At 70.9% G+C, this 26,638-nt stretch carries 30 protein-coding genes and 1 tRNA gene; 22 read left to right on the top strand and 9 right to left on the bottom strand.

Annotated features, from left to right (window positions below; genetic code table 11):
• Nucleotides 1–77: 77 nt before the first annotated feature.
• The 6 genes from ADK54_RS17440 (at nucleotide 78) to ADK54_RS17415 (ending at nucleotide 3,640) form a co-directional block, all read left to right on the top strand.
• Complete coding sequence (locus tag ADK54_RS17440; RefSeq protein ID WP_053726566.1) at nucleotides 78–920, top strand: hypothetical protein; 843 nt, start codon at nucleotides 78–80, stop codon at nucleotides 918–920.
• 346 nt (nucleotides 921–1,266) lie between these two features.
• The gene (locus tag ADK54_RS17435; RefSeq protein WP_053726565.1) at nucleotides 1,267–1,497 is read left to right on the top strand and encodes a hypothetical protein; all 231 of its coding nucleotides are present in this window, start codon (nucleotides 1,267–1,269) and stop codon (nucleotides 1,495–1,497) included.
• Between the two features lie 219 nt (nucleotides 1,498–1,716).
• Nucleotides 1,717–2,112, top strand: coding sequence for a DUF3307 domain-containing protein (locus ADK54_RS17430; protein WP_053726564.1), 396 nt, complete (start codon nucleotides 1,717–1,719; stop codon nucleotides 2,110–2,112).
• Nucleotides 2,113–2,233: 121 nt separating this feature from the next.
• Nucleotides 2,234–2,773: an HD domain-containing protein gene (locus ADK54_RS17425; RefSeq protein ID WP_053726563.1), complete on the top strand. Its 540-nt coding sequence runs from the start codon at nucleotides 2,234–2,236 to the stop codon at nucleotides 2,771–2,773.
• A 127-nt stretch (nucleotides 2,774–2,900) separates the two neighbouring features.
• The gene (locus ADK54_RS17420; protein ID WP_053726562.1) at nucleotides 2,901–3,110 is read left to right on the top strand and encodes a hypothetical protein; all 210 of its coding nucleotides are present in this window, start codon (nucleotides 2,901–2,903) and stop codon (nucleotides 3,108–3,110) included.
• A 26-nt stretch (nucleotides 3,111–3,136) separates the two neighbouring features.
• A complete protein-coding gene (locus ADK54_RS17415) occupies nucleotides 3,137–3,640 on the top strand; it encodes a hypothetical protein (RefSeq protein ID WP_053726561.1) in 504 nt (167 codons plus the stop codon).
• Nucleotides 3,641–3,707: 67 nt separating this feature from the next.
• On the opposite strand, the gene ADK54_RS17410 is transcribed toward ADK54_RS17415, so the two are convergent.
• Both ADK54_RS17410 and ADK54_RS17405 read right to left on the bottom strand, forming a co-directional pair.
• Nucleotides 3,708–3,926, bottom strand: coding sequence for a hypothetical protein (locus ADK54_RS17410; protein ID WP_053726560.1), 219 nt, complete (start codon nucleotides 3,924–3,926; stop codon nucleotides 3,708–3,710).
• Between the two features lie 133 nt (nucleotides 3,927–4,059).
• Nucleotides 4,060–4,314, bottom strand: coding sequence for a hypothetical protein (locus ADK54_RS17405; protein WP_053726559.1), 255 nt, complete (start codon nucleotides 4,312–4,314; stop codon nucleotides 4,060–4,062).
• A gap of 748 nt (nucleotides 4,315–5,062) precedes the next feature.
• Here ADK54_RS17405 and ADK54_RS17400 point away from each other — a divergent pair.
• The 11 genes from ADK54_RS17400 to ADK54_RS17350 all read left to right on the top strand — a co-directional run bounded on the left by ADK54_RS17400 (nucleotide 5,063) and on the right by ADK54_RS17350 (nucleotide 16,716).
• Complete coding sequence (locus ADK54_RS17400) at nucleotides 5,063–6,193, top strand: helix-turn-helix domain-containing protein (RefSeq protein WP_053726558.1); 1,131 nt, start codon at nucleotides 5,063–5,065, stop codon at nucleotides 6,191–6,193.
• An 86-nt stretch (nucleotides 6,194–6,279) separates the two neighbouring features.
• Complete coding sequence (locus ADK54_RS17395) at nucleotides 6,280–7,521, top strand: helix-turn-helix domain-containing protein (RefSeq protein WP_053726557.1); 1,242 nt, start codon at nucleotides 6,280–6,282, stop codon at nucleotides 7,519–7,521.
• A gap of 236 nt (nucleotides 7,522–7,757) precedes the next feature.
• Nucleotides 7,758–8,183, top strand: coding sequence for an ATP-binding protein (locus ADK54_RS17390; RefSeq protein WP_053726556.1), 426 nt, complete (start codon nucleotides 7,758–7,760; stop codon nucleotides 8,181–8,183).
• Nucleotides 8,184–8,251: 68 nt separating this feature from the next.
• Nucleotides 8,252–9,322 carry a radical SAM protein gene (locus ADK54_RS17385; RefSeq protein ID WP_234392113.1) on the top strand — a complete coding sequence of 357 codons (1,071 nt, stop codon included), beginning with the start codon at nucleotides 8,252–8,254 and terminating at the stop codon, nucleotides 9,320–9,322.
• Nucleotides 9,322–10,506 carry an enolase C-terminal domain-like protein gene (locus ADK54_RS17380; RefSeq protein ID WP_053726555.1) on the top strand — a complete coding sequence of 395 codons (1,185 nt, stop codon included), beginning with the start codon at nucleotides 9,322–9,324 and terminating at the stop codon, nucleotides 10,504–10,506. Before ADK54_RS17385 ends, ADK54_RS17380 begins: the two co-directional genes overlap by 1 nt.
• Nucleotides 10,488–11,213 carry an HAD family hydrolase gene (locus ADK54_RS17375; RefSeq protein WP_053726554.1) on the top strand — a complete coding sequence of 242 codons (726 nt, stop codon included), beginning with the start codon at nucleotides 10,488–10,490 and terminating at the stop codon, nucleotides 11,211–11,213. Before ADK54_RS17380 ends, ADK54_RS17375 begins: the two co-directional genes overlap by 19 nt.
• Nucleotides 11,213–12,376 (top strand): hypothetical protein, encoded by a 1,164-nt coding sequence (locus ADK54_RS17370; protein ID WP_053726553.1) that lies wholly within the window; start codon nucleotides 11,213–11,215, stop codon nucleotides 12,374–12,376. Before ADK54_RS17375 ends, ADK54_RS17370 begins: the two co-directional genes overlap by 1 nt.
• A complete protein-coding gene (locus ADK54_RS17365) occupies nucleotides 12,373–14,532 on the top strand; it encodes a phosphoketolase (RefSeq protein WP_053726552.1) in 2,160 nt (719 codons plus the stop codon). Before ADK54_RS17370 ends, ADK54_RS17365 begins: the two co-directional genes overlap by 4 nt.
• A complete protein-coding gene (locus ADK54_RS17360; protein WP_053726551.1) occupies nucleotides 14,529–15,377 on the top strand; it encodes a phytanoyl-CoA dioxygenase family protein in 849 nt (282 codons plus the stop codon). Before ADK54_RS17365 ends, ADK54_RS17360 begins: the two co-directional genes overlap by 4 nt.
• A gap of 45 nt (nucleotides 15,378–15,422) precedes the next feature.
• Nucleotides 15,423–16,232, top strand: coding sequence for a class I SAM-dependent methyltransferase (locus tag ADK54_RS17355; protein WP_053726550.1), 810 nt, complete (start codon nucleotides 15,423–15,425; stop codon nucleotides 16,230–16,232).
• 16 nt (nucleotides 16,233–16,248) lie between these two features.
• Complete coding sequence (locus ADK54_RS17350) at nucleotides 16,249–16,716, top strand: NUDIX domain-containing protein (protein WP_063801995.1); 468 nt, start codon at nucleotides 16,249–16,251, stop codon at nucleotides 16,714–16,716.
• Nucleotides 16,717–16,871: 155 nt separating this feature from the next.
• Here the strand turns inward: ADK54_RS17350 and ADK54_RS17345 are convergent, their stop codons facing one another.
• The gene (locus ADK54_RS17345; RefSeq protein WP_053726549.1) at nucleotides 16,872–19,358 is read right to left on the bottom strand and encodes an ATP-binding protein; all 2,487 of its coding nucleotides are present in this window, start codon (nucleotides 19,356–19,358) and stop codon (nucleotides 16,872–16,874) included.
• 339 nt (nucleotides 19,359–19,697) lie between these two features.
• Here ADK54_RS17345 and ADK54_RS17340 point away from each other — a divergent pair, with 339 nt between their 5' ends.
• The gene (locus ADK54_RS17340) at nucleotides 19,698–19,889 is read left to right on the top strand and encodes a hypothetical protein (protein WP_053726548.1); all 192 of its coding nucleotides are present in this window, start codon (nucleotides 19,698–19,700) and stop codon (nucleotides 19,887–19,889) included.
• A 140-nt stretch (nucleotides 19,890–20,029) separates the two neighbouring features.
• On the opposite strand, the gene ADK54_RS17335 is transcribed toward ADK54_RS17340, so the two are convergent.
• Both ADK54_RS17335 and ADK54_RS17330 read right to left on the bottom strand, forming a co-directional pair.
• Nucleotides 20,030–20,524, bottom strand: coding sequence for a hypothetical protein (locus tag ADK54_RS17335; RefSeq protein ID WP_053726547.1), 495 nt, complete (start codon nucleotides 20,522–20,524; stop codon nucleotides 20,030–20,032).
• Between the two features lie 46 nt (nucleotides 20,525–20,570).
• On the bottom strand, nucleotides 20,571–20,954 hold the full coding sequence (locus tag ADK54_RS17330; RefSeq protein ID WP_063801994.1) for a hypothetical protein: 384 nt from the start codon (nucleotides 20,952–20,954) through the stop codon (nucleotides 20,571–20,573).
• A gap of 198 nt (nucleotides 20,955–21,152) precedes the next feature.
• Between ADK54_RS17330 and ADK54_RS17325 the strand changes: the two genes are divergently transcribed.
• On the top strand, nucleotides 21,153–22,406 hold the full coding sequence (locus ADK54_RS17325; RefSeq protein ID WP_053726546.1) for a hypothetical protein: 1,254 nt from the start codon (nucleotides 21,153–21,155) through the stop codon (nucleotides 22,404–22,406).
• Here ADK54_RS17325 and ADK54_RS17320 read toward each other — a convergent pair.
• Nucleotides 22,387–23,052 carry an HAD family hydrolase gene (locus ADK54_RS17320; protein ID WP_078966445.1) on the bottom strand — a complete coding sequence of 222 codons (666 nt, stop codon included), beginning with the start codon at nucleotides 23,050–23,052 and terminating at the stop codon, nucleotides 22,387–22,389. The two genes, ADK54_RS17325 and ADK54_RS17320, sit on opposite strands and share 20 nt — an antisense overlap.
• 72 nt (nucleotides 23,053–23,124) lie before the next feature.
• On the opposite strand from ADK54_RS17320, the gene ADK54_RS46035 reads away from it, so the two are divergent.
• On the top strand, nucleotides 23,125–23,301 hold the full coding sequence (locus tag ADK54_RS46035) for a hypothetical protein (protein ID WP_159047804.1): 177 nt from the start codon (nucleotides 23,125–23,127) through the stop codon (nucleotides 23,299–23,301).
• Between the two features lie 124 nt (nucleotides 23,302–23,425).
• Here the strand turns inward: ADK54_RS46035 and ADK54_RS17315 are convergent, their stop codons facing one another.
• Entirely contained in the window at nucleotides 23,426–24,103 is a 678-nt protein-coding gene (locus tag ADK54_RS17315; RefSeq protein WP_053726544.1) for a hypothetical protein, read from the bottom strand.
• 552 nt (nucleotides 24,104–24,655) lie between these two features.
• Here ADK54_RS17315 and ADK54_RS17310 point away from each other — a divergent pair.
• Nucleotides 24,656–24,729, top strand: a tRNA-Met gene (locus ADK54_RS17310).
• Between the two features lie 486 nt (nucleotides 24,730–25,215).
• Nucleotides 25,216–25,713: a hypothetical protein gene (locus tag ADK54_RS17305; RefSeq protein ID WP_159047803.1), complete on the top strand. Its 498-nt coding sequence runs from the start codon at nucleotides 25,216–25,218 to the stop codon at nucleotides 25,711–25,713.
• A 189-nt stretch (nucleotides 25,714–25,902) separates the two neighbouring features.
• On the opposite strand, the gene ADK54_RS17300 is transcribed toward ADK54_RS17305, so the two are convergent.
• Together ADK54_RS17300 and ADK54_RS43470 are read right to left on the bottom strand one after the other, a co-directional pair.
• The gene (locus ADK54_RS17300; RefSeq protein ID WP_053726542.1) at nucleotides 25,903–26,157 is read right to left on the bottom strand and encodes a hypothetical protein; all 255 of its coding nucleotides are present in this window, start codon (nucleotides 26,155–26,157) and stop codon (nucleotides 25,903–25,905) included.
• The gene (locus ADK54_RS43470) at nucleotides 26,154–26,585 is read right to left on the bottom strand and encodes an RNase adapter RapZ (RefSeq protein ID WP_078966444.1); all 432 of its coding nucleotides are present in this window, start codon (nucleotides 26,583–26,585) and stop codon (nucleotides 26,154–26,156) included. The genes ADK54_RS17300 and ADK54_RS43470 overlap by 4 nt, the downstream gene beginning before the upstream one ends.
• Nucleotides 26,586–26,638 lie beyond the last annotated feature (53 nt).

Here is a 26,638-nt window from a genome sequence, read left to right as displayed (position 1 = left end):
CGGGGGCGCCGGGGAACACCCCCGGCGCCCGGCCGACCGCGCCGTCACCGCCCTGCCCCCCCCGAGACGAGGAAGCCATGACCCAGACCAGCTACAACGTGCGCGTCGAGTACGACGTGCCCGAGACCCCGCCCGACGAGATCATCACCGCCCTCTACGAGGACCTGGCCCCCTACGGCGGATCGATCGGCTCCTCCCCCGCCGGCGGACTGACCGTGCGTCTGTTCCTCGATGCCGACAGCCCCGTCGACGCCGGCACCCGGGGCATCGAGTACGTCCAGGGCGCGCTGCTCAAGCAGGGGCTCGACATCACCTTGATGAGCGGCTTCGAGGTACTCACCGAGGCCGAGTTCGACCGCCGGCTGGCCGAACCGCCGGTGCCCGAGCTGGCCGGCGTCGCCGAGGCTGCCGAAATCATCCAGGTATCCCGCACCCGGGTGGGCCAGCTGCTCGCCGAAGGCGATCTCGACACCTACCACGTCCAGAGCCTCGCCTCCGGCCCGATTTTCCTCGCCGCCGGGCTGCGCGGCTACGCCGCCACCGAGCACAACCGCACCCGCGGAGTGCGCCTGAGCCCCCTTCCCCTCACTCCCGTCGAGCGGGCTCTGCTGGAGGCCCTGGCCGCCACCGCAACCGGCACGCCCGTACCGAAGTCCACTGCCGAGCACCAGGCCGTCGCAGCCTGCATCGAAGAGATGCCCCGCAACTTCCAGGTGCGCCTGCACTCTCAGCCGGCCGACTCCTCAATCGCCCCTGCCCTGGCCACACTCGCCAGCCACAAGCTGATCCGCTCGCGCGGTGTGGTCCGCAGGGAGGCAGAGCCCGGTCACGAGGACGACCTGGTCATCACCGTCCTCGACAAGGGACACCGTCACGCCGCCGCCCCGACCTCCGACGGCGAGCCGCAGCAGGCACGTTGAGTACCCTGCAGCCGATGTCTGCGGGAGATCGATTCCCAGTGAGCCCGGCCTGGCGAGCGGTCAACGGCTGCGGCGGCGTCCGGGCTCCTTCTCGAGCGGGGCATCGCGTGCCCCGGGTACTGCCGAGTAGAGCCGCTCATGCCGTTTCGCCACGTCAGGACCATCTTGGGCGCCATGACGGACACGCCTGAAGCGGTGCTCGACACGTGGATCGCCCTCACGGGCCTCCCCGGCTCCGCCGGAGTGCGGATCGACGTGATGGTGCCGGCCGCTACGCCCCGCCCCTCGACCAGACCCGTACGTCGTCACGTCGTCATCCCGCCCCAGGAAGTCAGGAGATCAACCGATGAGTTACGAGGACCTCACCGAAGCGGAGGTCGAGCGCCGGATGGCCGACGCCGCGCAGGCAGAGCAGGAGGAACGCTTTCGTGCCGCAGCCCGCCTCTATCAGGATCTCGGCAAGGACATCCAGACCCATCACGGACGTTTCGACGCCCGCGCGCTCGACGCCTTCGAGGGAGTGGCCCGCGCGATCGGCAAGGGTGCCGACGCTGCCAAGGGCCAGGCGGCAGGGTGATGGCGCGGCCCGAGCCGGATGCTCCGCGCACCCGGCTCCCCCCGTCCGCGGGCCCGCTTCGAACTCAGCCGTCGGTATGCGTCATCCGCGCGCTGCTGCGCTGTGAGGGGCCTCACTCCTGGTCTGGTCTTCGGGAGCGGAGCGGCGGGCCCGGCGCTCGCACAGTGGGTCTGCGCATTGCGACGCGCTTAACTCGCCCAGCCGTGGAGGAACTTGCTCATGTTCGCTGCCGTGTTCGTTCTGCTGTACGCCGCACATCTGCTCTCCGACTATGCCCTGCAGAGCGATCACCAGGCCGAGCACAAAGCCGAGCGCGGCGTCACCGGATGGAGTGCCAACCTGTCCCACGCCGCGACGCACGTACTGGTCTCGGCGATGCTGCTGTCCCTGGGGACGGTGGTGCTGGACCTGCCGTTGAGCACTCCGGTCACGGCCGCCTCCCTGGCGTGGGTCGGTGCCTCGCACGCTTTTCTGGACCGCCGGTGGCCGGTCCTGTGGTGGATGGAGCACGTCGGCCGGGCGCCGAAGTACGCGGCCGAGGGCGGTGCCGCCTTCGTGGACCAGGCCGGCCACGTCACCGCGCTCGTCCTGGCGGCCCTCGCGGCCGCCGCCTGATCCGCACCGCCGCCGCACACCGTGCCCGCCGCCTCACTGGGTAGGGCAGGGTGTTTTCCAACCAACCCGGCCGTGTGACGGTCGTTGTCGAAGCCGGGTGCCGCCCGGTGAAGGAGGAACCATGTTGTCCGTCAGCGAGGCCGACTTCCTGGCCGACCGTGCGCATGCCGGGCAGGTCGACAAGATCGGCCGCCCCTACATTGAGCATGTCCGTGCGGTGGCGGCGGGCCTCGCACCGTTCGGCGACGAGCTCGTCATGGCGGGCCTGCTCCACGACATCGTGGAGGACACCGACTGGACCGCCGAGAAGCTGCTGGGCACCGGTGTGCCCGCCCGGGTCGTGGAGATCGTCATGGCGGTGACCAAGCAGCCGGGCGTCGCGTACGAGGAGATGATCCGGCGGATCACCGCTGACCCGCAGGCCACGCTCGTGAAGGTCGCCGACAACGCGCACAACTCCCACCCGGACCGCGGCGCGCAGCTCCCGGCGGAGATGCGCGAGCGGTTCGCCCAGAAGTACCGGGACGCGCGCGCCGCGTTGTGGCCAGCGGCCAGCCGACGGGACATCGAGACGATCGTGCGGATCGTCAACCCGTCCCTGCTCGTTGAGCTCGACGCAGAGCACGGCACGTCTTCGGTTCCGGCGGGAGAGTCGGCATGACCCACCAGCACCGGCCCGGCTTTCCGCCCGATCCTGTCGGTGAGGTTCTGCGGCTGCTGGGCTCGGCGGCCGGTCCCATGAATCCCATGGTGCTGTTGGACGGCCCGCCGCGCGGTTCGAGATCGCCGTGGTCGCCGACGGGCCCGACGCCACCGCTATCGCCGGGGACGTCACCGCCCGGCTGGCCGACTGGAACACGTTCTGGCGCAGCCGCGGCGCCCACCACCTTCAAGTCCACGCGGGACGCTCCGGGGACACCACTCCCGGCACGGTCATCGCCGAGCGCGGCCACCACATCCTGCGCGCGGTCTGGACGCCCACCTCGACGTCAGCCTGACCGGGTGAGCAGGCATGATGCTCTGCATGAAGGACGAGGAAGCACCTGCACCGGAGCTGACCGCGACGGCGGTGCGCCGACGGTTCACCGCCGCCGCGTGGGGGTCAGCCATCGCCTGGCCGCTGCTCATGGCCGCGGTCGCACCGCTGCTGATGTGGTGGATGGACATCGGCTGGGACGAGGCGCTGACCGCCGACTTCGCCGCGGCCGGGCTCCTCCCCCTCGTGCCGGTGACCTTGTACTTCTGCTTCGACGCGGTACGTACCGTCCGCAAGGAGCAGCAGGAGGTCACTCAGAGCGCCGTCGAGCTGGTGGCCGCTGTCCGGTCCGGCGACCCGTCGGATCTGCCGCACGCGGCGCGCCACTTCGGCAATTGCCTGCTGCAGGCGCGAAGCGCGTTCAACACCCGTGTCCTGCCGCGCCAGGCCACTCTTCGCTTCGCCCGGCACTTCGTGCGGGAGGCGGAGGCCACCGAGCTCAGCCCGGCGTCCCTGCGGGTTGTCCGGGAGCTGGCCCGGATAGACGCGTAGCCGCGCCACGGCCCATCACGCCATCTCGTCGGACAGAGTGGAGGACCCCCCGGATCGTGCGGGGCGGCTACGGCACATTGCTCGCCCCGCCGTGAATCCCTTGCCACGCCCTTCGGCGGCCGCCCCGCTCGGAGATCGTCTCCCACACGCCGCCGGGCAAGAGCCCGCCCAGGGCCAGCGAGTTGACGTTGGTTTTCGCGATGCCGAGCATCGCGGCCAGGTCTGATGCCGTGTAGCGGGCGTCCGGGTCGATCCGGTCCACTACGCGGCTGAGCGGATGGCTCATGTCCCCAGGTCCTGCCTTTCGGTCTATCCCCGCGTGTGCGGTATTCCTCGCCTATGCTGTCCGGTTTGTCTGCGCGGCATCAAGCATGATGGCAGACACCTCTGACAGGACCCGAGACCATGCCTCGGAGCGGTCAGCCCCCGGCCAGCCAGCGCGCCATTCCCTCATAGGCGTCCAGCACCTTCCCGTCGAACGGGCCGACGCGTTCGCGCAGGGTGTCACCGAGCTGCTGGTACAGAATGGCAGCGCTGCGGGGGTCACCGCGCTGGCCGGTCAGCTCTGCGAGCTTCGTCCACGCCTCGATGACCTCCGGGTGGGCCGGCCCGTGCTCCTGCTGCAGACCATCAAGATGTTCTTGCACCACGGCTATCGGGTTCTCAATGGCCATAAGGCTGCTCTCCGTTCGGGGCGAGGTCCACGGGACGGGCGGACAGTCGGTGTCGATGCCCGGCGGCCGGCTGGCGTCGGGGTAGCGGGTCGCGGGCGTGGCTGGATCTGGGCGGTGATCTGTACCAGGAGCCGGCCGTCGCGGCGTAGATGCCACAAGATCGAGTCCGTGCCGGACGGTGTGTGGTTCTCCGTGCGGACCTCGATCCGCTCCATTGCGCAGCTGAGCGGATGGCTCACACCGAGATCCAGTCCTTCGCCTCATCCCCGCGTGTGCGGTACCGCGTGCCTACGGTGTCCGACTCGCCTGTGCGGCGTCAACTTCGCCCGCACGCCTGGTGGAGAGGACCGGAAGTCGGGCACTGCGGCGGGTTGGACGGATCCGCGGGTCGTTCTGGGCTTCCCAGCGCCATGCTGGCGCGATCCGCGAGCTGAAGGACTGCGTGGCCGCGTATGCCAGCCAGATCAAGGTTCTGACTGTGCACAACGTCGAGCCGGAGGGGGAAAGACGCGGCTCCTCGAGGAGTTTCCGTATTCCGGGGAGAACGTCACCGCACTGCCGGTCCGGAGCCGTCCCTCGCTCCGGCCGGACGCCACACCCGCTTGCTCGCACCGTCTTCAGCGGTGTGACTAATGTGTCGCGCGAAAGGCATACGCGCTCCTCTCGGGGTTCGGTGGAGGTGGATTCGCGGGTGTTTGTCCTGGCGGAGCGCGCGGTTCGGGCGAGTGGGTAGGCGAGCATTCTGGTGATGCGCGAGCGGGACGAGACGGCCGACGGTGGCCCGGTCGGGGCGCGTCTGGCGGCCTGGCGCCTTCGCCGGGGCCTGGCCCGGGATGACCTTGCCTCCCGCGCGGGCTTGGAGTTCGATTACGTCGTCGGGCTGGAGACGGGCCGGGAGTGGATGGACCGTCGCGGCCGACTGGCCGCGCTGGCCACCGCCTTGCGGATTGACGTCGCGGACCTGACCGGGCAGCCCTACCCGCCCTGTGGTGAGGAGCACGCGGCGGTGCGGGCGGTCGCCTTCCACCTGCGACGGCGCCTGCTCGGCCCGTACCCGTCGGATACCGCACCCGGCCTGCTGCTGGAAACGTTGGCCGAACGGACCCTGGCCGTCGCACAGGACGCCGCCGCAGGCGATGAACACAGCCTCGCGCTCGCGTTGCCGGAGCTGATCGAGATGGCGGACCGCGCGGTCGCCACCGTGCCGGCGTCCGGACGTGAGGAGGCGGTGCGCCTGCGGGTACAGGGTCATGTGCTGGGCGCTGGGCTGCTACGGCGCTTGGGCTACAAGGATCTGGCCTGGATGCTGCTGCACCGGGCCCGCTCCGGCGCCCGTCAGCCGCTGCCGGTGCTGGTCGAGGAGGTGCGTCTGCTGATCGACCTCGGCTTGCCGGAATACGCGCTGGTCCGGGCCGAGCGCGCCGCGGACGTGGGAGCCGGGTGGGAGCTGCCGGTGCTGGCCGGGTTCGCCCGGGCCATGGTCGGGCACCGCCAGCAGGCGGATCGGCTCCTTGCCACGGCTGCCCAGCGGGCCGCCGGTGCACGGGAGTTGGCCGTGGTGGTCGCAGCCCGGGCCGCCGTCGCCGCCGAGCACGGCGATGCCGGGGAAGCCATCGAGCATGCCCGCGCGGCGGATCAGGCCGCACTCGGCGGCGCCCAGCGGTCCCGTCTGCTGACGGTCGCCGCTGCGGCCGAGGCGCGCCAGTGCCACGTCGATCGGGCCGCCGCACTCCTCGTCGAGGCCGACGCGGTGGCGCCTCTGCGGCTGCGGCTGGACCCCTTCGCCCGGGACCTGGTCGCCGCGCTCGCCGCCCGCACCCTCGACACCGTCCAGGTCTCGGCGGTGCGGAATCTGGCCGAGCGGGCCGGGCTGCGGTGATGTCGGCCCGCTTGGCGGGAATTCCTCATGAGGGTGGTCGGCGCGTCCTACGCTACGGCTGCGGCACGGGAGTTGAGACGGGAGTCATGGACGAAGAGCAGGCCCGAAGGATCGGCGAGCGGCTGCGGTCGGCCCGCCGCCAGCGCGGGATGAGCCTGCGCAGCCTTGCGGGCCTGGCCGGGGTGTCGGTCGGCCAGTTGTCGATGGTGGAGAACGGGCGGCGGCTGCTGGACCGCTCCAGCCATATCACCGCCCTCGCCGAGGCGTTGCAGATCGCCCCGTCCGAGTTGACGGGCCAGCCCTTCGCTCCGGTGGACCCGCACGCGAGTGCGGCCCATGAGGCGATCCCGGCTCTGCGGCTGGCCCTGATGGGGATCACCCTGGTCATCCCGTCGGACCGTCGTCCGCCGGAGGTTCCGGCGGGGGTGCTGGCCGAGCGAGTTGCGAGGGCCAACCGGCTCTACCACGCGGCCGCATACGGCACCCTCGCGGCCGGTCTGCCCGCGCTGCTGGCTGACTTGCACGCCGCTGCTGAGGCCGCTGACGGCGCCGCGCGGCATGAGGTACTGAAGCTGCTGGCGGACACCTACCACCCCGCCTGCACCCTGCTGCTGAAGAACCTCGGCTACACCGACCTGGCGTTCATTGCCGTCACCCGTGCCGCCGAGGCGATTACGGAACTCGACGACCCCGTCTACTGGGCCCTGTCCGGCTTCTTCCACACCCATGTGCTGATGGCGGCCGGCAGTCCCACTCAGGCTCTGGCCCAGGCCACCGCCGCCGCCAACGCCCTTCAGGGGCATCTGACGAGCCCGGACGCCCACGCGCTGCTCGGCGAACTCCACCTGATCTCGGCCACCTCGCTGACCCAGGACCGGCAGCGGTCCGGCGACACCCGCGCTGAGGAGGTCCGGGCCCACCTCGCCGAGGCCGCCGACCTCGCCGGCCGTACCGGCGAGACGCGGGCCTGGCACCTGAACTTCGGCCCCACCAACGTCGGCATCCACCAGGTGAGCCTGAACACCGACCTCGGCCTGCACGGCACGGCCGTCACGGCCGGGGACGGGGTTCATCCCGAGGCCCTGGATGAAGCTCCGGGGCGGCAAGCCGCCTTCCACGCCGACCTGGGCCGAGCGCTGGCCCATCTGCGCGGTCGGGAGGCTGACGCGGTCACCGCTCTGCTGACCGCCGAGCAGATCGCCCCCCAGCGCATCCACGCCAACGCGCCGGTGCGGAACACCGTCGCCTACCTCACCGACCGGCAACTGCCGGCCCACACCGCGCGGGACCTGAGGGGCCTGGCCCACCGCATCGGCCTGCCGCTCTGAGCATCGGTTCCTCCTCGCCCCGCCGAGGAGACGGGTCTGACCACGCCGTCAGCGCGTCGTACGCCGCTGGGCGCATCCGACCGTACTGACCTCTGCGCTCACGTCGCCGGGACCGACCGGTGCAGCCTTGGTCCGGTGTTCATGGGTTCACCGTCGTGAACACCCCGGCCCGCTACGGCTCTTACCTTCGGTAGCGGTCCGGGCGGCTGCCGCCCGGAGGGAGGGCGGGTTGGGCGATGACCAGCACTGCGATGCACCACGACTTCCAGGTGATCTCCACGGCCGAGCACGTCCCGCTGGCCCGCCGCGAGACCGTCCAGGTCCTTGCCGGCTGGGGCATGGCCGAGCAGGTCGTGGACACCGCCTGCCTGATCATCAGCGAGCTGGTGACGAACGTGGTGCAGCACGCGGCCGTGCTCTCGCCCACAGCCGTGGTCACCCTCGCCGTCGAGGAGCCGGCCCGCTTGGTGCTGGCCGTCGCGGATGCTCACCCGCTCAAGCCGAAGCCCCTGCCGGCCGCTCACGGCCTCGGGGGCCGCGGCCTGTTCCTGGTCGACGCCCTGGTCCGGGAGTTCCGCGGCAGCGCCGAGGTCGTCCCGGACACCCCGACCGGCGGCAAACGGATCGTCATCCGCCTGCCCCTGGTCCCCGTCCCCGCCTGATCCACCGCACCACGCCCGCACCTCCGCCAGCCGTGTCTGGTCCGCAACTCCCGTCATGAGAAAGGGACATGCTGATGCTCGAATCGGTCCGCCACCTGGAGCAGGTGGCCCGCGAGTGGAACATCAACCGCGAGGACGTGCTGCTGATCGCGCTGAACGCGTCCGGCGCCCGGTCCCCGCTGGCCAAGCCCCGTATGCGCTTCAAACTGCGGCTGGACTCCCGCCCGGACACCCCGCTGTTCCTGATCCTCTCGCTCGGCTGGCAGGACTCCCCCTTCGAGCTGGACGAACACGAGCTGCGGCTGAACGGTGAGAAGGTCGGCGAGGTCGACGGCATCGAGGACGACGACGCGGTGCTGGGCTACTGGCGCAACGGCACCCGGATGCTGACCCTCAACTCCAACGCCCGCTCCCAGTGCACCGGTTGCGTATTCTGCCCCAACACCCTCGAAGACGCCTCCGATCCGAGCATCAAGGCCCTGGACCTGTCCGGCTACCTCGGGGCGCTCGCGGCGAACTCCGGCATGACGAGCCTGGCCTCGGTGGAGACGGTGACGGTCTGCACCGGCTGCTTCCTCTATGAGCACCTCGCGCTGGCCCACCTCACCGAGGTCCGCGCGGCGATGGGCGCGAACGGCTGTACCGGCACCTTGCACTTCCTGTCCTCGGTGCTGACCAGCGAAGCCGGCCTGGACGCCGCCGCCGACCTCGGGCCGTTCCATCTCACGCTGACCGCCGAGTGCTTCACCGAACGCCGTCAGATCCTCAAGGAGTCCAAGGCCAAACTCACCCCCGCCGAGATGGTCACTGCCCTCGGCAGGGCGAAGCAGCGGGGCCTGACCACCGACTTCACCTACATCGTCGGCCTGGACCCGCTCGACGATGCCGTCGAGCACCTCAAGACGTTCGTGCCGGTCACCACGACGTTTCCCCGGTTCCAGACCTACCAGGCCCACAACCCGTTCATGGACGTCTACCGCACGCCCGGTTCGGCGACGATCGAGTGGCACCTGGCCATGCGCCGCAGCCTGGAAGAACTCTTCGGCCCCACGGGCCTGCGGCCGCAGTGGTGGCAGAACTACCGCAGCCCGTGGTGCTTCACCTTCGCCGGTGAGGAACTGACGGGGGCGAAGATCTGATGACGGCATCCCCCCTCTCCGCCACACGGGCCGCCGCTGCGGCGGGGACCGTGATCCGGACGGTCCGCGCCTGGCAACTGCCCCCGCAGCCCGCCGGGCTTCCGCACGGCCTGCCCGAGCCGCTCGCCGCCGCGGCGGGCGTGCGGCCGGCCGGACCCGCCCGGGCCGAGCACCGCACCCGGTTCGCCATCGAACTGGTCGGTGACGGCGTCTCCGGCTGGCAGGCCCCGGTGGGCGAGACGGTCGCGCAGATCGTCGCCGACGACCTGGCCGCAGGGCTGATTGGGCACGACGCCGCCGAACCGCGCCGCCTGGCCTACCGTCGCCAGACCGGACGGCACCGCAGCGGGGCACACGCCCGGCAGGCCGCCTCGGCGGTCGAACTGGCCTGCTGGGACCTGGCCTCCCGCGCCGCCGGCGTGAGCGTGACCAGCCTGCTCGGCGGCACCATCCGGCCCTCCGTTCCCGCCTACGCCTCGGCCCTCGGTCTCGACCCGGCCCATCCGGCCGCCCGCGAGGCGGCGGCCTGGATCACCGGGGCGGGGTTCTGGGGGCAGAAGTGGCCGCTGCCCCAACAGCTCATCCTCGCCGGACCGAAGGCGGTCGCAAGGACGCTCGGTCCGTTACGGGAGGCCGCGGGCGAGGGCCGGTTCATGGTCGACGCTCTGGGCTGCTGCCGCCTGGACGACGCGATGCGGCTGCTGCCCGTCCTGGCTGACTTGGAGGTCGCGTTCGCCGAGGAACTGCTGCCACCGGGATCGTGGGGCTGGCACCGGCTGCGGGCGGTGGGGGCGGGGGTGGCGCTGGCGGCGGGCGAGCACGCGGTCGACGCGACCGAGCAGATCCGCCTGCTGACCGAGAGTGTCGATGTCTGGCAGGTCGACCCGGGCTGGTCGGGCGGGCTGGCCCGCTCCCTGCACACCACCGAGGTCGCCGCCGATCTGGGGATGGCGACGTTCCCGCACGGCGACCGGCTGTGGGCGGCGCTCGCGCTGGCCGGCGCGTGCTGCCGGGACAAGATTCCGGCGGTGGAGTGGCACCTGACCCTGGAGCCGCTGCGCCAGCAGGTGTTCACCGAGCCGGCCGTCGTCCAGGCGGGGATGCTGGCGTCGGGCCCGGCCAGCGGGCTCGCCCCACTGCCGGTCACCACCACGCCGCTCCCGGCATGGACGGTCGCATCGTGACCGGCCCGGTGAACTGGTCTGCCGTGCGGGCGGTCTGCTTCGACCTGGGCGGCACGCTGGTGCGCCCGGAGGCGGTGGCGACCACCGGCCAGGTGGCCGAGGTGCTCGGCATCGGCCTCCAGGAGGCTCGCGCACTGCTGGGCCAGGATGCCAAGCGGCGCCCGGTCACCCCGCAGGACCTGGCGCACGAACTCGCGGCCGGCTTCGGCCGCCCCGCGCTGGCCGACCCGCTCGCCGCGGTGCTCATTCGGGCCCGGTGCCGGGCCGAGACCCCGCCGCTGTACCCGGACGTGCCCGACACGCTGGCCGCGCTGCGGGCGCGGGGCTTCGCCCTGTACGCCATGACCAACATGCTCGGCTCCTCGGTGCCCGAACAGACTCCGGATGTCTTCCGCGACCTGCTGGACAGCGTCTTCTACTCGGCGCGCACCGGCGCGATCAAACCCGAGCGGGAGGCGTTCGCCGCCGTCGAGGACGCCTGCGGGCTGCGGCCCACGGAGTTGCTGCACGTCGGGGACTCCCTGAAGGCCGACGTACGCGGGGCTGCGGCGGCCGGCTGGCACACGGCCTGGGTGGACCGGCACCACGCGGCCGGCCCGCAGAGGCCCGACGTGCCCACGGTGCGCCTGCACTCCCTCAGTACCCTCCCGCCTCTTCTGCCCGCCCGGGTGGCGCCCGGCACGATCACATCGGAGGTGGCCGGCTGATGGAGCCGTCCCGTACGTCACACCCGGCAACGTCCCGCGCCCTCGATCCGCTGGCCTCGTCGGTGCCGCTGTTCGATCCCAGCCAGATGCCGCTGCGCACCTGGTGCGCCGGCAGCCGCGAAGACGCGGTCACCGGCCTGGTCGCGTTCCCCGACTTCCACAGCCACATCCCGCGCTGCCTGGACGCCGCCCTCGACGAGGGACGGCTGGTGGCACTCGCGATCGGGGACGTCGACGGGCTGAAAGACCACGTGGAGCGGACGAACTCGACCAACCCGGCCTCCTACGGGCACCTGGCCGGCAACGAGGTCATGGCGACGGTGGGGGCCACGACCCGCGCGTGGTTCCGCGAACAGCCCTTCGACTCCGGCTGCGCGGCGACCTTCGGCGGCGACGAGGTGATCCTCGCCGCGGCCGTGGACGACGCAGCCCAGTTCCACCAGGCCGTCGGGGTCCTGCGGGACCGGCTCGGCGCCGTGCTGCCCGTGACGGTCTCTGTCGCCCTGATGTTCGTCACCGCCGCCGACCGGCCCGCCGAACGGCCACAGGGCTGGAAGCACAGGTTCACCGATTCCCTGCTCGGAGAGGTCGACCGCACGTTGTTCCTGCACAAAGCGGCGCGCCGCGCCGGCCGCGGTCAGGGCGGCATCATCGCCGTCACCCGCCCCCTCCAGGCAGCCAAGTCCCGCCCCGAGGCGCCGGATCCGCTGGCTCTGCTCCCGCTGCCGGCCGCCTGTGACCTCGTGCACGTGGTGGCACGGCCGGAGCGGATCGGCGACCGGGGCTTCCTGCTGCTGCCCTGCCATGGGCCGACAGGCCAGCGCGGTGCCCGGCTGCGCGTCACCTTCCCCACCGGCACGTCCAAGACCGTCGTCGCCTACGCGCTGCGCGGTCAGGCAGCGGTGCCGCACGCGACGGTCACCGACGAGGTGACGGGCATCGCGTTGAGCGTCCAGGGGGTGCGGGACCGCGCTCCACGCAGTTTGCCGCGGGACCTGGCCGATGCGCTGGAGCGGGCCGGGCTGGACTGGACGACGGTGCCCGAGCACGAGCAGGCGCAGATCCTCCACCTGGTCACCGAGGCCGGTGCCCCGGAGATCCGGGCCAGCCGGATCACCGCCGCCGTGGATGCAGTCGCCGCGCGGAAGGGGACGGCCAAGTGACCGACGCCCCTGTGCTCCCCGGCCCCGCGGCCGCGGGGCCGGAGGACTTCCCCGACTGGAGCCGGGCCGCCGCCCACGCCGCGGCCCGTGTGCCGGACGCGGCCGTGATGGCCGCGTGGCGGGCGCTGAACTACCTGTGCGCCGCGCAGTTGTACGTGAACGACAACGTGCTGCCCGTCCGGCCGCTGCGGGTGCAGGACGTGAAGGAGGCGCCGAGCGGCCACTGGGGGGTGTGCCCGCCGGTGAACTTCATGCTCGCCCAGCTGGGGCCGCTCACCGCCGGGCGTCCCCCGGGCAGCGAGGTCCTCATCGTGCACGGCGCCGGGCACGCCGGGCCGTCCGCCCTGGCCCACGCCTACCTGACGAAGGTCCTCACCCTGGCCGGCAACCAACCGGGCTGGTCCGCAGCCGGCCTGCGCGCGCTCGCCGCGGGCTTCCCCCACACTCGTGTCTATGGCGAGGAGATCACCCCGCTCATCCCCGGCGTGCGCTACACCGGCGGGCAGCTCGGGCCGGCGCTCGCCGTGGCGCAGGGCATGGTCCTGGACTCCCCGCACCGCCTGGTCGTCGCGCTGCTCGGTGACGGGGAGTTGGAGACCGGTACGGCCGCGGCGGCGTGGACGGCCCGGCGGGCGCTGTTCGGGTCCGGGCTGCACGGCGTGGTGCTGCCCGTCGTGCTGGCCAACGGCCTGCGGATGGGCGGCCCTTCCCTCCTGGCCGGGCTCGACGAGGACGAGCTGCGCGCATATTTCACCGGCTTGGGGTACGAGCCGTTCCGCCACGACGGCTCCGACGTGGCGGGCTTCCGGACGGTGCTGGCCGAGGTGTTCGCCCGGCTGCGCCCGCTCGGGGCCGCCCGCCCGCAACCGGTCCTGGTCCTGACCATGCCCAAGGGGGCGACCGGGCCCGAGCAGGTCGGCGGCCGCCGGATCGCCGGGACCCCGGCGGTGCACAAGACCCCGCTGAAGGACCCCGCCCGCAACCGTGAGGAGTTCGACGCTCTCGCCGCCTGGCTGTCCTCGTATAGGCCGGGCGAGTTGTTCACCGAGCGCGGGCAGCCGTGCGACCTCGTGCGGCAGGCGCTGCCGCACCCGGCGCCCCGGCCCCGCCCGGCCCCGCCGGTCGCGCCGCTCGCCGTCCGCGGCGCCGAGGCGTGGCCGCTGGTCAGCACGGTGATCCGCGAGCGCGCCGCCGCCGGATCCTTCCGGCTGTTCAGCCCGGACGAGGCCGCCTCCAACCGGCTGCGCCTGGCCGCCGACGGCGCGGACGACCAGCTGCCGGAGTGGGCGATCGAGATCCTCAATGAGGAGATCTGCCACGCCTGGCTGCAGGGCTACACCGAGACCGGCCGCGACGCACTGCTGGCCACGTACGAGGCGTTCGCCGCGGTCAATACCAGCCTGCTCGTGCAGCACCTCAAGCACCGCAGCGCGCGGACCGCGACCGGAACGGGCGGGCTGGCGAACATCAACTACCTGATCACCTCGCTGGGTTGGCGCAATACCTACACCCACCAGAACCCCGGGCTCGTCTCGGCGATGCTGGAGACGGAGAACCCCACCGTGCACGTCTACACCCCGGCCGACGCCACCCGCGCGGCCGCCGTGCTCGCGGTCATGCTCGCCGGGCGGGACCAAGCGAACTTCCTGATCGCCGACAAGCACCACCCACTCACGTTCCCGCCGGACACCTTCCGCGAGGAACTGACCAACGGCGCCGCGATCTGGCCCCACCTGAGTGCCCCCGGCTCCGAAAGCCCGGACATCGTCCTGGCCTCCGCCGGGGACGTCGCGGCGCGCGAGGTGTCCGCCGCGGCCGGCCGGCTCGCCGCCGCCCGTCCGGACGCCCGCATCCGCTACGTGCACGTCAACGACCTCACCGTCCTTGGCGCCCCGGGCACCTGGCCCGCCGCGCTGTCCGACGGCACCTTCGCCGGCCTGTTCCCGGCCGGCGTCCCGGTGCTGCTGGCCACCGTCACCCAGGCCCCGGCCGTGCGGGCGCTGCTCGCCGGCCGCGGGGATGCCGCCCGCGTCCATGTGGTCGGCTACCGCGACCCCGGCCGTCCTCTGCCGTCCGCCGACCTGCTGGAGCAGTGCGGCATGTCCGCGGCCGCGCTCACCGCCCAGGCGCTCTCGATGCTCAAGGAGCCGCGATGACCGCCCCGCTCGTACCCGACCCGGAGCAGGTGGCCGCCTTCGACCGCGACGGCCTCCTCATCCTGCGCGGCGCCCTCACCCCCGCGGTCCGGGCCCGCGCGGCCGAGGCCGCCGTACGGCTGCTGGCCAGCGACCGGGCCGCGGGCCGGGACCGCTCGGCCGACGGCAAGGACGGCTTCCGCGGCGTCGTCGCCCTGGATGATGCCTTCCTGCCGCTCGTCGCCAACCCGGCCGTGCTGCCCACGCTCGTCGCGCTGCTCAGCCCCAACATTCATCTGCTGTCGAGCAACTTGATCTCCATGCCGTCCCTGCCGGACGAGCAGCGCACCATCCGCGTGCCGTCCCGGCACGGCTGGCACCGCGACATGTCCTCCACCGTGGCCGACCTCGGCGCCCGGCACACGCCCCGCCTCGCGATCAAGGTGGCGTACTTCCTCACCGGCCCTGGACCGGACGCCGGGTTCACGATGTTCGTGCCGGGCAGCCACACCCGCACCGGGCCCGTCACCGTCCCCCAGGGCGACATCGACCCGCCCGGCGCGATCACTCCCGGCACCGGCCCCGACGACGTCATTCTCTTCGAGAACCGCACCTGGCACGCCGGCGGCCTCAACCGCTCCGGCCACCAGAGGCTGGCCGTGATGATGCAGTACGGCTTCCGCTGGCTCAACACGGTCGACGACCCCGCACCCGCGCTCCTTCACCGGCCGGGCCTGGATGACGTCGAGCGGCAGCTCCTCGGCGCCCGCGACCGCCACCCCGACAGCTCCGTCGCCCGGGAGGGCTCCGGCGCCCGCCCCCTCACGGACTGGTGGGCACACCTGACGGCAGCCCCCGCTCGTTGACCGATCACCCGCCCCTTGACCGCATCCCCACGAGAGACTGGACCCGTGACCTCCACCCCCTCGTACACGCCGGAAGAGCTGTTCGCGTCGACGGCCCCGTACTACGCCGCCTTCCGGCCCCGCTACGCGCCCGAGTTCTATGCGCTGCTCGCCGACCGCTTCGGCCTCGACGGCACCCAGCGCGCCCTCGACCTCGGCGCCGGCCCCGGCATCATCGCCCTCGAACTCGCCCCGCTGGTCGGTGAGGTCATCGCTGTCGATCCTGAGAAGGGCATGCTGGACGAGGGCCGCCGCCTGGCAGCCGAGCACCACATCACCAACATCACCTGGCGCGAGGGCGACTCCACCACCCTGCCGGCGATGAACACCGGGCCCGTGCTGCTCACCGTCATGGGCGCGGCCTACCACTGGATGGACCGTGACCAGGTCGCCCGGGACCTCGACCGGATCATCGAGCCGGGCGGAGCGATCGTCCTCGCCTCCGGCGGCGCCCCCGGCGACCTCGAGCCCGCCGACTGGCGTCACGTCGTCGACGAGGTCCGCACCCGCTACCTCGGACCCGAGCGCCGGGCCGGCTCCGGCACCTACTCCCACCCCACAGAGCGCCACCAGGACGTCCTCGCCCGCTCCCCGTTCTCCCACATCGACACCGCGCACTGGGACCACACTCTGACCCGCAGCGTGGACGAGGTCATCGGCCTGCAGTTCTCCTACAGCTACTCCAGCACTGTCCAACTCGGCGACCACAAGGACGCCTTCGAACGCGACCTGCGCCAGGCACTCAGCGAGTTCAACCCCGCCGGTGTCTTCGACGAAGCCGTACGCACTGAAGCCATCATCGCTACACGCCCCTGACTGCCGGAGGGGATCCATGAACGCTCTGCCCCTGCGGGAGGCGGCCCGAGCCGTGGTTCTCGATGCTCACCAGCGCGTCCTGCTGCTGTGTTACGAGGAGAGCGACGGCTTCTGGGCTACCCCCGGCGGCAGTCTGGAACCAGGCGAGGACCACCTCGCAGCCTTGCTGCGAGAGCTCGGCGAAGAACTCGGTATCGAAGAGAGGGACGTTGAACTGGGCGCCCAGCTCGCGGAGCGGAGCTCGAAGCACGCCGTCGGCGGTCACGAAGTCTGCCAGGTCGAGCGGTATTACCTGGCGCGCTTCGCGCCCGAGGACATCGATACTTCCCACGCGTCCCAGTCCGACAACATCCGTTGCTACCGCTGGTGGACGCTGCACGAACTGCAGACCACTCACGCCACGATCTACCCGGTCGGCCTCGGGGACCTGATCACCAGCATCCTCTCCTCGGGCCCCCCTCGACGCCCCGTCGTCCTGGGCTGAAGGCCTCGCGAGTCGGACACGATGGCCGATGCCGACAGGATGAGCGGGCGGACGTCCCGTGGTCGGACGGAATCCCACGTCATCGTCTTTGAAGTGTCCTTAAGGTGCCGTCTCATGACCTTGCTTCCGCGGCACGGACAGCACCTCGGACGCGTTCAGGATGCATCGGGGAACCCCACTGATGGCGGCGGCTGATTGGTGTCAGGTTCGGCAGGTGGTGTGAGGGCTGGTGATGTGCCGTTGGCGGAGGAGGTGTGCGGTGGGAGCCCTGCGCGGGCTCGGGTGACATCGGCTCTCGCACGCATCAGCTCGGCCCTTGCTCGGATGAGGTCCGCGTCGGCCTGTCCCCGGGCTTGAACGTACTTGGCGTAGGAGGTCAGCACGACGCCGATCAAAGTGCCGGTGGCAGTGGCCAGGGCGACGATCGCTGTTACCACCGCGGGTGTATCGGAGGGCCCCAGCTGTGCGTGCTGCTGGACGCTGTCGAGTACTTCACGCACACTGAAAGACGCGGCAGCCAGCAGGACGGCAACCCACAAACCGACAACGGTCAGAACCTGCCAGTGCGGCCGGCCTTCCGATCCCCTGCCCTGTCCCAACGGCGCCTCTGCCCTTCCCATTGCATCGGATGCTGCCTGCAATGCCCTGCCGGCTCGCCCCCCATGGCGTCGGCTGCTGAGCAGGATGTAGTCGCGCTCGTCGGCTGACAGGTCCTCGAGATGCTCATCGAATCTGTGCAGGGCCTCCAGCAGGTCAGATCCGCTGAGCAAGCGAGCGGAATCCTGGGGCTGGGCCTGCCAGCGGCGCAGATCGGCCCGCAGCTGCTCCTGCCAGCTGCGGAAGTCCCGGCAGTCAACAAGCCATTGCCTCAGGAGGGGCCACTGTTGGATCAGAGCCTCGTGCGGCAGTTCGACAATCTCCTCCCCTTCGGCACCGCCCGGGGCATGGGAAAGGACAACGAGCCTGCGGGGGGCCAGTTCCCGTGCCAGGTTGATGAGTTCGGGGGCGAGGTCGGCGACGCGAGCGGATCTCCGGGAGAAGGCGTTTCCGTCGCCGGGCCGGGCCAGTTGGACGAACAGCCGCTGGGCAAGCGACCATTGGTCCTGGGACACGTAGGTGGTCGCCTGCTGGACGGCTATGCCCGCGACACCGCCCATAGCGTCGTAGGCGGAGTGGGTCAGCATCGAGCGGCCGCGTTTCGTCCACAGTTCACTCAGGACGGCCTGGACCAAGGACATCCGCCCGGGCTCGTCGCCCGCATCCGCGAGGATCCGTTCTGGCAGCCCCGGCTCGAACGACAGCCGCGGCATAGCGTCGACCGGCCCGGACATCGCCCTCCTCAGGTCATCGCGGGTCAGCGGAGCGAGCTCACACACCTTCGAGCTGACGCGGATTGCGGCGCCGTCGGTGCCGAGCTCACGCAGAGTTCCGGGCCGTGCGGTAGTGACAACCCGTAGCCCGGCAACGTGGCAGCCGTCAGCCAGGGCGTCGAGCAGCCCGGCCAGATCACGTGCGGCCGCCGGTGCGGCGTCCGCGTAGTCCTCAAACTGGTCGACAAACAGCACGCGTCCGATGCCTCCGCGGGCGAGGATCCCGGCCCGCAGTTTGCCGACCGCGTGCATAGTGTGGATCTTGAGTAGCTCAGCCAGCTCCTCGGCCTGAATGAGGCGTGCGGCCTCGTCGAGCCTCGGATCCAAGACTTCCGCCAGCGCCGGGGCGAGCACAGAGGTCGCCGGTTTTCCAGGCATGGGCCGTAGCTCGGAAATACTCATGCCCCGGGCCCGTAGCCGGGGCAGGACCCCTGCCCTTACAAGGGACGACTTTCCACAGCCCGAGGGGCCCATCACGATTGTCATCGGCTGGGCGCGCACGGCCGAGAGCGTGCGCAGGACGTCACTGTCTCGGCCGTAGAACGACTCCGCGTCGTTCTCCGTATACGCCGAAAATCCCTTGAAGGGGCAGCAGCGCAAGTTCAGAATCGGGTCGTTGAGCAGCGTGTCCATTGGCAGCAGATATGGGAGGTTCTCGCCCTGGCTTGTGTCGACCATCATCCCGAAGACGCGGTTCTCCGCCTCGTTCCAGACCGGTGACCCGGTGAAGATCTGCGGGAGGCGGGTATGTGGCCCCCGCGCCAGCATGTCCATCTCCTTCCAACGCGAGGCGTGCCTGTCCCGCAGCGCGCCCGTGGCCCAGATGCCGTGGTCGGCTCCTTCCGGGTAGCCGAAGACGCTGAACCCGTAGTCCGGTCTAGCGGTCCTGCGGAAGATTGGCACGGATGTCGTGCCTTCGACTCCCGAGTGCAGGTTCAGCAGGGCGACATCCAGTCTGCCGAACCGCCAGGACACCACGTCTGTCCGTACCCGAGGCTGGCCGTCCAGCAGCGGAAATTCGACGTCTACCGGGCCGTCCGGCGCTTCGCCGGTAGCTGACACCCCGAGTGCCCGGGCGACGACTTGAGCGCTGGTGCACACCACATAGTCAGTGATGAGGAACCCGGCGCCAACTACTTCACCCGTGGTCGAGCGGACCCGCACCTGCGACGCCTTCACGATGTCGCCCACCTGCTCAGAGACCACGGCTCCCCCATTGGCCAACACGTTGATCAGAACATGACACGTCAGCATCCTCTGGCGCAGCACCATCGCACAACTCTCAGTGGGCATGGAACAGTTGAGGCCTCGAGGTGCCCGGTCGCACACGGCACCTATTGTCGGTACCGCCCTCCTGCGTGTCTCTGCCGCGTGGTGTCGAGCAGTTCCGGAGCCCGATCCACGAACCACGGCCTTGACCCTGACCTCTGCTTCCGAGCTCGTGGTCTGAGATGGGAGGGGATCCAGCACGCTCCATTCGCCATCGCAGGGTGAGCATGACGTGCAGTGCGTGGGGGCGGCGACATGATGTCGACTGCGAACTGATGGTGTTCGCGAGCCCCGAAACAGCAGGTGGTTCCGCTTCAGATGTCCTGTCCATAGGCTTGTTTCATGAACCACGCCGACCAGCACCGACGGCACCCTCTTGCCCTGGCTGGCTACGCCGGGGCCCTGACGTTCGCCGTGACGGTGCTCGCTACTGACTGGGAGGCGGGCCCGGTGGCCGAGTGGTCCCTGGTCGCCGCGCTGGTGATCATGATGTTCGCCGGAACGGCCTTGTCAGTCCGCGCCGGCAAGAGCTGACCGGATGTACGCGCCGCCCCCTGGGCATATGACGTACCGTGCCCACCAACTGATGGTCTTTGATCGCAACCGCCAAGGCGCTGCCGAGCGCGGGGCCCCCGCACTCGGGTGTCACGTAGGTGCCCGGGCAGGCTCGGCGGTCAAGGTTCGGAGCGGCTTTCGAGGAGTGCGGTGCCTGCGTTGATCATTTCGGTGACGCGGACCGGATCGCACAGCGCGCCGGGCGCAGGCATGGGCATGGCCCAGTAGCTTGCGCGGGACTCGTCCGGTTCGTTGTCCCCGACACGGGGCACGCCGATGTAGTTGCCGAGGCCGAGGTATGTCGCATGCCGGCCGAGGCTTGGGCCGGGCGGGGAGGACGGAACCAGGGCGTAGAAGCGGTGGTTGCGCGGGTCGTGGATTACGGGCCCACTCAAGCTGCGGAGGGCTGTGCTTGTGGTCGCCGGCTCCGTGTCGGCCGCGACGGCGTACACCAGCTCGTCGGCCAGGCGGACGGCGGAGAACCGTCGGCCGAGTGCGAGGACGGCGAGGCGGCCGTCTTTCCATTGCAGGCGTGCGCTGCTGGGCCGGTTGAGGCTGTCGGCCAGCCAGGCCGCGACGGCTTCGTTCTGTGCGGCGTCGGTTGCGGTGCTCACGAGGACTCCTGACCCGGGAGGGCTGGGTGCGTCGGCGAAGGTGGGATTAAGGGGTGTTCCGTACGCGGGCATCGAGGGCGTCCTCGACGGCCGCGCGCAGTGCGGCGGGCTCGGTGTGCCAGTTCGTATCCCCCGGGCAGATCCGCCAGTACGGGCCGGGCCCCTGCGTCCGGCGGGCGGGCGGCACGGTGAGTGAACTGCCCGCCGTCAGCGGCCGCGTGCTCTCCAGCTCCCAGCCGTCGACCGAGCCGAGAGGGAGGAACCAGTACAGGGCGTGGCCGTCGTCGATGACGGCGCCGGAGCGGGGGCCGAGGATGTCGAGGGCGGTGAGGCCGAGAATGCGGGGCACGCGGATCGCGTCCCAGTCGACGCCCGCCTCTTGCAGTTCGCAGCCCCCCGCGGCCTGCAGTCCTGACTGTGTTGGGTGCATGGCACTGGGCTCCTCGCTGCCGTCAGGGATCTGGCTGGGGGTATCCAGAGTGGGCCGCAGACCGGGCCAACACGAGGACTTTCAACGGGCTTTCGCTGCAAGGAATACGGACTTTCCTGGCCTCATCCGGGTGAGGCCTAGCCATAAACCGGACTCTGCGACGAGACTGATGGAGCACCCACGCATCGGAGGTGACCCGTGCCGCGCCCCGCAGGCAACACCCGACTGAGAGCCGCCCGAGTGGCGGCCGGATACAGCTCGCAGCAGGCCCTCGCCGACGCGCTCACCGCGCTCGGCCTGTCGGTCGGCGAACGGCAAGTGCGGCGCTGGGAGTCCCCCAACCCGCCCTGGCCGCACCCCGATTGCCAGCGAGCCCTGGTGCGGCTGCTCGGCCAGGACATGCAGGCCCTCGGCTTCACTCCGCCCGACGGGCGGGACGAGGCCCGCCCCGACCCTGTCCGCCGCACACTCGTCGCCGGGAGCCCTGCCGCGATGGGCCTGGCCACGGTCCCCGCCCAAGCACGGACCGTCATGCAGCCCGCCACCGTGGCCATCGACTTCGAGGCCGTGACCCGCTCGCACCGCCGCATGTACTGGTCTGTCGCCCCCGCCGACCTGCACCCGTCAGTCCTCGCCCATGCCCGGCTCGGCTGCGGCCTCCTCAACGAGACCGCCGGAGCCGCCCGCAAGGCCCTCGCCGGAGCCCTCGCCGAGAGCTACCTGTTGGCCGGCCGGATCGAGTTCTTCGACCTGCGCGAGCCCGATGACGCCGACGCCACCCTGTTGCGTGCGCTCCAGGCGGCGGGCGAGGCCGACGACCCGCTGCTCGGCGCGGCCGTGCTGGCGCACATGGCGTTCATCCCGGGGTGGGCGGGGGAACGGGAGAAAGCGGTGGAGCGGATGGTCGCCGCGCGCACGTATGCCCGGCGCGGCCCGGCCAGCGCCGAACTGCTGGCGTGGCTGGATGCGGTCGAGGCCGAGTGCGAGACGCGATGCGGCAACACGCGCACAGCACTGCATCTGATCGGGCACGGAGAAGACGTCCTCGCGGCCGGGGCGGATCACGCGTCGCCGGGATGGCTCGACTGGTTCAGCGCGGCCCGGCTCGCGGCGTTCAAAGGCAACACGCAGTTGAAGGCCGGGCACCTGCCGCAGGCCCGCGAGACCCTGACTCAGGTCCTGGAGGAACTACCGCCGGAGTCGGACAAGCAACGCACCGTGGTCCTCGGCGACCTCGCAGCGGTGGAGGCAGCCGCCGGGAACCCGGAGGAGGCATGCCGGTACGCGTCGCTCGCGCTCGATCAGCTCACCGTCACGTGGTACGCCACCGGCATGGACCGGATCCGCGAGGTGCGGCGCACCCTGACACCGCACCAGCACGAACAGTGCGTGCGTGACCTCGATGACCAGCTGTACGGATGGACGACGACGGTCAGCGCTCTGACGCGTTGAACTTCGCGATCAGTTCAGGGAGTTCGGTGAGCCTTTCGACCCGCATCGTCGGCAGGTTCCGGGCCTCGTCGGTGTTCCACTGGATCGTGGCCCACGGCCCACGGTGCACGAGCGCGGTCCGCATGCCGGCATCGACCGCGGGGCGCAGGTCGTTGTCGACACGGTCACCGACGTAAAGAATCTCGCTGTTCTCGAACGGCACCGCTGCGGCGACCCGCTCGAAGAACGCGACATCGGGCTTGCTCGCCCCCCAGTCGTCCGAGGTGCCGATCAGGTCCACGTCGTCGGTGAACAGCGACCGCAGGATCCCGCCGGCCCGCACGGTCTGGTTCCCCGCGATGCCCAGCCACAGACCCTCAGCCCGGAGCTGCGCCAACGCGGGGCGGACGTCGTCGTACAGATCAGACTCGTCGAAGTGCTCGGGCTGGCCTGCGTCCGCTCGGGCCTGGCGCTGCCCATACAGGTCGAATCCAGGACAGAACTCCTGGAACGTCTCGCGGTAGTCGCGCCCCTGGGCGATGACGGCGCCGAACATGGCGGCGAACGTGTGGCGGGGCACGCCCAGCCAGTCGGCCCAGGTGCCGTACTCGCGGGTCTCGTCCACCAGGCACTCGCCGACGTCGAAAACCACAGCGCGAATCGTCATGACCGGATCCTAGGCGGTCCCGAACCGGCGCCGCTCCGTACCCTGAATTCCCTCCCCCTGACCCACGGTTTCGTGCCGCCGACACGCTCCGATTCGCGGGCCGCTCCCACGCTCGCCCTGGAACTACTCGACCATCTGCGCCGCCACGGCGTTGTCACGGGCCAGGCGCGGGCCCTCGACAAGTCGGCCCACATCATCGCCGGCGAGCCGCTCCCCACCCCGCGTACGGTCGGTGGCGTGGCCCTGTAACGGGTATAGACCGTGCTGATCGGTGAGGGCTGAACCACGCTGTGCCGCCCGGCAGTGGCGCCGCCCGTGGAATCGCTGCGCGGGGCCGGACCTGGTCTTGGGTACAGCCGGACCACTGTTGTCGCTATGCGGCTGCTCGCTCCTGCTGAGATGTCCCTCGTCGCCATTCCCGGCAGCCGGTCCCCCGGCATGGCGGACGCCCCGCTGTTCCGCCTTCGTTGCCCCGGTACCCGCTCGGCGTGCTGCACTGCGGGTGTTCCTGCCCGAGCACGCACAGCGACCACCCGGCCTCGTCGAAGGCCTCGGCGAAGTCCAGGTCCCAGTTCGCCCGGCCGTAGACCTGGTGGAGCGTCACCCCAACCTCCTGCGCTGCCTCCGGGACCGGCTTCTGGGCTGCCACCAGCTCCAGGACTCGCTTGCGCTGCTCCGCGGTGAACGCCTCCTCGGCCAGAGCCCGTCGGCGCTCCAGGCTCTCGACGCTGTGTGCCTGCACGCATGCAGGGCAGCGGCAGCCGACCCGGTACAGGGTCGCCGCGGCGAACTTCTCATGGTCGTAGATGACACGTACAGGCCGCTGGGCGATCCGGAGCAACTGCTTGCCGGTCCAGACATGCTGACGGCCCCCACGCGCGTGGGGGCGCAGCCTGCTGCCCGGCAGGAAGCCGTGGTTCACCAGGCCGCTGACGCTCGTGAGCGCCATACCGAGCAGCGCAGCGACCTTACGCACCGTGTAGACCTCGGCCGGGTCGATCTGGTCGGCGTACGGGGCCAGGGGGTGGGGCTGGGTGATGGTTCGGGACACCTCGGACCGCCTTTCGGATCGCCCGCGGGCACGGGGAACACGCAAGATCGTCACTGCCTTTGAGGCGGCACATGCATCCCTGCCCGGCAGAGAGCAGACACCGCTTCACCCCCGCAGCGGCGGGGAGCACTTCCCAAAAAGGGGAGAGCTTTGCACGTCCGGACCCCCCCCCCGCGTCGGCGGGGAAAAAGGGTGCGTTCGACCTGCGCGACGGAACGATATCGATCACGGGTCCACCTCCGCTCGCGCGGAGAGCACGCTCCCACTCTAGCAATCCGGCAGGCCTCGGAAAGAGGGAACAGCAAAGGCCCCGAACGGGCTTCAGGAACCTGGCCGCAGCCGCCGGCCGCCCCATCCGGTGTGGAACCGCGACCGGATGTCCAGGTACCCGAGACGAGCGTCGACCGTCGCCTGGACCGTCGCGCTGGGGACGGGTGTGCCGGCGCATGGGTTCGTATCGGTGGTCCGCGAGCAGCCTGGCGAAGTCGCTGGTCACGTTGCGGAGAGGCCAGGGCCGAGTGGCACCGTGCCAGTGTAGAGTGGCGCTACCGACGCGGGGTGGAGCAGCTCGGTAGCTCGCTGGGCTCATAACCCAGAGGTCGCAGGTTCAAATCCTGTCCCCGCTACTGGAAGATGGGGGCCCGGCTGCTCGGGCCCCCATCTGTGTTTCCTGAACAGTTCCAAGGGCTCCTGGGCGTAAGGCGAGACAGCTCTGTGATGCCCGGGGTGCTCTGACAGTTGTTGGTGCTGTCGAGGCCGAGCATTTCACCGAGCACCTCTGCCGCCGGCCCTGGAGACTAGAGCAGTTCCAGCATCGGGGCGAAGCTGCCCAGGCGGATCCCTTCTCCGGATATGACTGTGGCGCCGACGATCATTCGAGACCGCCGTGATCACCCACGGAGCCGATGCTTCTGCTTCGCTGCGGAGACGGCCGCCCGGCTGCGGAGCGACAAGCGCGGCCGCGGCACCCGCCATCGGGAGCTGGATCCCCTGAGCGCCGGGGACACCACGTCCGGGTCGGACCGAGCTGAGCGCGCCGGCCACGCGCTCAGCTCGGTCTGGGCACCCGCCCGATCGGCTGCCTGATGGTGCGAGCAGGCATGATGCTCCTCATGGACGATGGAGAAGCGCCGACGCTGACATCGGTGGCAGTGCGCCGGCGGTTCACCGCCGCGGCGTGGGGTTCGGCCATCGCCTGGCCACTGCTCGCCGCCACAGGAGCACCGGTACTCCTGTGGTGGCTGGACATCGGCTGGGACGAGGCGCTGACCGCCGACTTCGCCACGTCCAGCCTCCTCCCCCTCGTGCCGGTGATCTTGTACTTCTGCTTCGACGCGGTACGCACCGTGCGCAAGGAGCAGCGTGAACTCGCCGAGTGCGCCGTCGACCTGATAAGTGCCGCCCACGCCGGTGATCCGCTGAAGCTGCGCGTCGCCGCGCGCAGCTTCGGCACCACCTTGTTGATGGCGTCCACGGCCTTCAACACCCGTGTGCTTCCCCGCCGTTCGGCCCGGTCTTTCGCCCTGCGGGTGTTCGGGGAGGCGGAGGCTGAGGGGCTGAGTCCTGCGTCCTTGCGCGTGGTGCAGGGGCTTGCCCGGATGGTGGCCTAGTCCGGCGGCGTGGGCACGGACCTCCGCGGCGCCGGGCACCGTACAGTTCTCCGGTTCCACGACGGGACGGGCGATGGGTCGGTGGCGGCCTCCTGGGCCAGCCCGGGGTGGCACAGGCCAGGTCTCCGCACGGCGCGGCGTAGCTGAAGAGCAGGGATTTGGCGGACTCGGGTATCCGCTGGAGGGTCGTCATGGCGCCGGGGGTGTGCCGTGCCCGTTCGGGTATGCCAGAGGCCCGGGCTGGATGATGCCGGTCTCGTAGCCGCGCGCGACTGTGTGGGGGAGCGTGCGTGCGCGTAGCCCGCTCTGGGCGCCGTGCAGCAGCCGGCCTGCGGTCTCCGGGCGCACCTTGAGCACCTTGGCGATCTCCGTGTGGTGCAGGCCGCGCGCGAGGAGTCGAAGCGCGGTCAGTTCGTGTTCGGTGAGAATCGGTTGCCATGTCATGGCAGGATCGGCCGGTCGATGTGGAGGTGTTCGGTCTCCACGCCGTAGCCGGCGGCTCGTAGGAGGTCGGCGAGATCCTCTGCGACGGCGACCGACCGGTGGCGGCCGCCCCCGCACACCACGTGCAGGTCGACGCGCCGGCCGTCGCTCGCTTGGGCGAGGAGCGCGAGGGCGCGGCGGGCGCTGCGCTCGATCAGGCGCTCGGCGCCCGGTGAGTTGCGGACGTAGGCACGTACTTCGGGGTCCAGGCCGTTGGCGTGGAGCATCCGGGCACGGACGGCCGGGTCCTCGGGCGGGTTGCGGAGCGGGCGGGTATCCACGCGCAGTGCGTCGCCTCGGGGAGCGTCGCAGTGTCCGTCGCCATAGCTGATGATCACGCTCTGGATGAGGGCATGCGGGGACTGGGAACCCTTGAGGTCGCTGGTCATGGGACCAGTCTCGGGTCAACTAGAGTTCTGTTGAAGCTAGTTGGGTCTGTTTC

The sequence above is a fragment of the Streptomyces sp. WM6378 genome (assembly GCF_001279695.1).
In the GTDB taxonomy this organism is placed as follows: domain Bacteria; phylum Actinomycetota; class Actinomycetes; order Streptomycetales; family Streptomycetaceae; genus Streptomyces.
Note: the sequence above shows the minus strand (reverse complement) of the source record. Positions and strands in the feature narration are given on the sequence as shown.

Excerpts from the sequence above, each read along its gene's own strand:
- ADK54_RS17440 (WP_053726566.1), top strand. The coding sequence starts at position 78 with ATGACCCAGACCAGCTACAACGTGCGCGTCGAGTACGACGTGCCCGAG.
- ADK54_RS17435 (WP_053726565.1), top strand. The coding sequence starts at position 1,267 with ATGAGTTACGAGGACCTCACCGAAGCGGAGGTCGAGCGCCGGATGGCC.
- ADK54_RS17430 (WP_053726564.1), top strand. The coding sequence starts at position 1,717 with ATGTTCGCTGCCGTGTTCGTTCTGCTGTACGCCGCACATCTGCTCTCC.
- ADK54_RS17425 (WP_053726563.1), top strand. The coding sequence starts at position 2,234 with ATGTTGTCCGTCAGCGAGGCCGACTTCCTGGCCGACCGTGCGCATGCC.
- ADK54_RS17415 (WP_053726561.1), top strand. The coding sequence starts at position 3,137 with ATGAAGGACGAGGAAGCACCTGCACCGGAGCTGACCGCGACGGCGGTG.
- ADK54_RS17410 (WP_053726560.1), bottom strand. The coding sequence starts at position 3,926 with ATGAGCCATCCGCTCAGCCGCGTAGTGGACCGGATCGACCCGGACGCC.
- ADK54_RS17405 (WP_053726559.1), bottom strand. The coding sequence starts at position 4,314 with ATGGCCATTGAGAACCCGATAGCCGTGGTGCAAGAACATCTTGATGGT.
- ADK54_RS17400 (WP_053726558.1), top strand. The coding sequence starts at position 5,063 with ATGCGCGAGCGGGACGAGACGGCCGACGGTGGCCCGGTCGGGGCGCGT.
- ADK54_RS17395 (WP_053726557.1), top strand. The coding sequence starts at position 6,280 with ATGGACGAAGAGCAGGCCCGAAGGATCGGCGAGCGGCTGCGGTCGGCC.
- ADK54_RS17390 (WP_053726556.1), top strand. The coding sequence starts at position 7,758 with ATGACCAGCACTGCGATGCACCACGACTTCCAGGTGATCTCCACGGCC.
- ADK54_RS17385 (WP_234392113.1), top strand. The coding sequence starts at position 8,252 with ATGCTGATGCTCGAATCGGTCCGCCACCTGGAGCAGGTGGCCCGCGAG.
- ADK54_RS17380 (WP_053726555.1), top strand. The coding sequence starts at position 9,322 with ATGACGGCATCCCCCCTCTCCGCCACACGGGCCGCCGCTGCGGCGGGG.
- ADK54_RS17375 (WP_053726554.1), top strand. The coding sequence starts at position 10,488 with ATGGACGGTCGCATCGTGACCGGCCCGGTGAACTGGTCTGCCGTGCGG.
- ADK54_RS17370 (WP_053726553.1), top strand. The coding sequence starts at position 11,213 with ATGGAGCCGTCCCGTACGTCACACCCGGCAACGTCCCGCGCCCTCGAT.
- ADK54_RS17360 (WP_053726551.1), top strand. The coding sequence starts at position 14,529 with ATGACCGCCCCGCTCGTACCCGACCCGGAGCAGGTGGCCGCCTTCGAC.
- ADK54_RS17350 (WP_063801995.1), top strand. The coding sequence starts at position 16,249 with ATGAACGCTCTGCCCCTGCGGGAGGCGGCCCGAGCCGTGGTTCTCGAT.
- ADK54_RS17345 (WP_053726549.1), bottom strand. The coding sequence starts at position 19,358 with ATGGTGCTGCGCCAGAGGATGCTGACGTGTCATGTTCTGATCAACGTG.
- ADK54_RS17340 (WP_053726548.1), top strand. The coding sequence starts at position 19,698 with ATGAACCACGCCGACCAGCACCGACGGCACCCTCTTGCCCTGGCTGGC.
- ADK54_RS17330 (WP_063801994.1), bottom strand. The coding sequence starts at position 20,954 with ATGCACCCAACACAGTCAGGACTGCAGGCCGCGGGGGGCTGCGAACTG.
- ADK54_RS17320 (WP_078966445.1), bottom strand. The coding sequence starts at position 23,052 with ATGACGATTCGCGCTGTGGTTTTCGACGTCGGCGAGTGCCTGGTGGAC.
- ADK54_RS17305 (WP_159047803.1), top strand. The coding sequence starts at position 25,216 with ATGGACGATGGAGAAGCGCCGACGCTGACATCGGTGGCAGTGCGCCGG.
- ADK54_RS17300 (WP_053726542.1), bottom strand. The coding sequence starts at position 26,157 with ATGACATGGCAACCGATTCTCACCGAACACGAACTGACCGCGCTTCGA.
- ADK54_RS43470 (WP_078966444.1), bottom strand. The coding sequence starts at position 26,585 with ATGACCAGCGACCTCAAGGGTTCCCAGTCCCCGCATGCCCTCATCCAG.